3 protein-coding genes are annotated in these 2,197 nt (G+C 26.7%); all 3 read left to right on the top strand.

All coding sequences use genetic code 11. From position 1 onward, the window contains the following. Positions 1-469: restriction endonuclease subunit S (locus Q0F58_RS19105; RefSeq protein WP_294379617.1), on the top strand; the 469-nt coding region annotated here is incomplete at its 5' end. A gap of 66 nt (positions 470-535) precedes the next feature. Further along, complete coding sequence (gene xerA / locus Q0F58_RS19100; RefSeq protein ID WP_294379615.1) at positions 536-1,528, top strand: site-specific tyrosine recombinase/integron integrase; 993 nt, start codon at positions 536-538, stop codon at positions 1,526-1,528. A gap of 83 nt (positions 1,529-1,611) precedes the next feature. Beyond that, positions 1,612-2,197 (top strand): restriction endonuclease subunit S (locus Q0F58_RS19095; protein ID WP_294379614.1); only part of this gene is annotated, 586 nt, incomplete at its 3' end.

Genomic DNA, 2,197 nt, shown 5'->3' with positions numbered 1-2,197 from the left:
AGCATATATAGATGATAAAACTCATAAAAAAATGCAAAAGAGTAGCTTAAAACATGGAGACATTTTAATGACTAAAACAGGCAGGATAAATACTGAGAATAGTAGTTTAGGTAGAGCATCTATGTATTTGGGTGAAGATGATATGGCTAATATTAATGGACATGTTTATTTGATAAGGCTTAAAGAAGAAATACTAAATGAATTTGTTTTATTTATTCTTACGAGTAAAGAATATAGGGGATATATCAGAAGTGTTTGTGTTGGAGGAATTGATAAGAGACAGTTGAATAAGGAACATATAGAAGAATTTCCTATAATTTTCCCACCAATAGAACTCCAAAATCAATTCGCAGATTTTGTTAAGGTAATCGACAAATTAAAAGTTGAAGTAGAAAAAAGTCTAAAAGAGATGGAAAATAACTTTAATTCATTAATACAGAGAGCGTTTAAAGGAGAAATATTTAATTAAATAATAAATTTGCATAAATATACGATATAATACTATGGTATACACAACATTAGGAGGCGATATATCATGGTTAAAGAATTAATTTTTGAAATTGAACAAAAAATAGCTCATATACTTAACAATAAACAGATTGAGGAATTACATAAGGTATTGGTCCATAGTTTCTTTGGAGTTACAATTTATAAAAATAATCAAAATGATATAGAAAAGGATAAGAAAAATGAAGAATATTTAGAAGACTTTATTACAGCGAAGCGTGTAGAAGGATGTTCTGAAAAGACTATAAAATATTATGATTCAACAATAAAAAATGCATTAGAAACTTTAGATAAACCTATAAAACAGATAGTAACAGAAGATTTAAGAACTTATTTATCTGACTATCAGAAAAGAAGTTTATGCAGTAAAGTAAATCTTGATAATATAAGGCGTATTTTATCCAGTTTTTTTTCTTGGCTTGAAGATGAGAATTATATTATGAAAAGTCCTGTAAGAAGAATACACAAAATTAAAACCACAAAAACTGTAAAAGAGACATATACAGATGAAAATTTAGAAATATTACGTGATAATTGCACTCAAATTAGAGATTTAGCAATAATTGATTTATTAAATTCAACAGGTATGCGTGTTGGAGAATTAGTAAAATTAAATATTGAGGATATTAATTTTAATGAAAGAGAATGTATTGTATTTGGAAAAGGAGATAAGGAGCGAAAAGTATATTTTGATGCAAGAACCAAAATACATTTACAAAACTATTTGGATAGTAGAAACGATGATAATGAAGCTTTATTTGTTTCTTTAATAAAACCATATAATAGATTGCAAATAAGTGGTGTGGAAATTAGATTAAGAGAGCTTGGAAGAAAACTTAACATAAATAAAGTTCATCCTCATAAATTCAGGAGAACTCTGGCTACAAAGGCAATTGATAAAGGTATGCCTATTGAGCAGGTACAACAACTTTTAGGACATCAGAAAATAGATACAACGCTTCAATATGCTATGGTTAATCAGAATAATGTAAAAAATTCACATAGGATATATATTTCGTAAAATATTCCTCTTAAAATTAGCAAATCACAATTTTGTGAAATTATATATATTAAACTTATGAAGAGATGTTGGGGGATATAATTATGGAATACAAAAAGCTAAAAGATGTAAGTAGTATAATAATGGGGCAATCTCCAGCATCAAATTCATATAATGAAGCAGGAATAGGAATTGCATTTTTTCAAGGAAAAGCTGATTTTGGAAGAATTAATCCAATAGTAAGAATTTATTGTTCAGAACCAATACGATTGGCTGAACCTTCTGATATTTTGATGTCAGTCAGAGCACCTGTTGGTGATGTAAATATTGCAGATATAGAATGTTGTATAGGTAGAGGATTATGTGCTATTAGAAGTAGTAAACTAATAAATAATAAATTTTTATATTATTATTTATTAACTCAAAAAAAAAGATTAAATGTTATGGCGACAGGTAGTACATTTAAATCAATTAATAAATCTATATTAGAAAATATTGAGATTCCTATTTTTAAGTTAGATATTCAGAATAAAATTGTTAAAGTATTAGATAAAGCTCAGGAATTAATAGCTAAAAGAAAAGAGCAAATTGAATATTTTGATAAAATAGTAACATCACAATTTATCGAGATGTTTGGTGACCCGATTAATAATCCTATGGGATGGGAAGTTAAAAAATTAAAAAATATTT

It is taken from the genome of uncultured Clostridium sp., from assembly GCF_934754915.1.
In the GTDB taxonomy this organism is placed as follows: domain Bacteria; phylum Bacillota; class Clostridia; order Clostridiales; family Clostridiaceae; genus Clostridium.
This window is presented reverse-complemented; position numbering and strand designations above follow the sequence as displayed.

Bases quoted from the DNA above. Each gene is read 5' to 3' on its own strand.
- xerA (WP_294379615.1), top strand. From the start codon at position 536: ATGGTTAAAGAATTAATTTTTGAAATTGAACAAAAAATAGCTCATATA.